The 497-nt window shown below is 62.2% G+C and carries 1 protein-coding gene and 1 pseudogene; one reads left to right on the forward strand and one right to left on the reverse strand.

Going from position 1 to position 497, the window contains the following annotated elements:
* Window positions 1-244, reverse strand: a 244-nt coding sequence (locus EN750_RS38465) for a LysR family transcriptional regulator (protein WP_127399521.1), incomplete at its 3' end; no start/stop codon positions are given.
* A 91-nt stretch (window positions 245-335) separates the two neighbouring features.
* Between EN750_RS38465 and EN750_RS41375 the strand changes: the two are divergent.
* Window positions 336-497 (forward strand): annotated as a pseudogene (locus EN750_RS41375) (EamA/RhaT family transporter); the annotation flags it as partial.

The raw sequence follows: 497 nt of genomic DNA on the forward strand, positions 1-497 counted from the left end.
GCGCAAAGGCTTCCGCCGTGCGCAGATGCAGCCGGTTGCCCTCGATCGTCAGCGAGACGCCGCGCGCCCCACGGTCGAAGACTTTCAATCCCAGCCAGTCCTCGAGCTTGGCGATCTGCCGGCTCACGGCGCCATGGGTGATGTTGAGCTTTTCGGCGGCCGCCGAAAAGCTGCCTGTTCGCGCCGCCGCATCGAAGGCGCGCAGTGTTTCGAGCGGTACCATTGTGTCCGAGCTGTGATCCATAGTCACAGGTGATCCTCGATTTGGTCGTTTGTCAACTGGCCTGAAATGGCGTTTTCTGCCTTTCAGGACCGAAGAATGCGAGGGCAGTGAGATGAACGCAATGACGGGCACGTTGAATTCGACACAGCGGATGGACACCACGGCAGCCATTGCTGTCGCGCTGACGGTGGTTGGTTGGGCCTCCGCCTTTCCGGCGATCCGCGCCGGTCTCGCTGCCTTCGGACCGCTGGAACTCGGCGCATTGCGCTTTGCC

This window comes from Mesorhizobium sp. M7A.F.Ca.ET.027.03.2.1 (assembly GCF_003999175.1).
GTDB lineage: Bacteria > Pseudomonadota > Alphaproteobacteria > Rhizobiales > Rhizobiaceae > Mesorhizobium.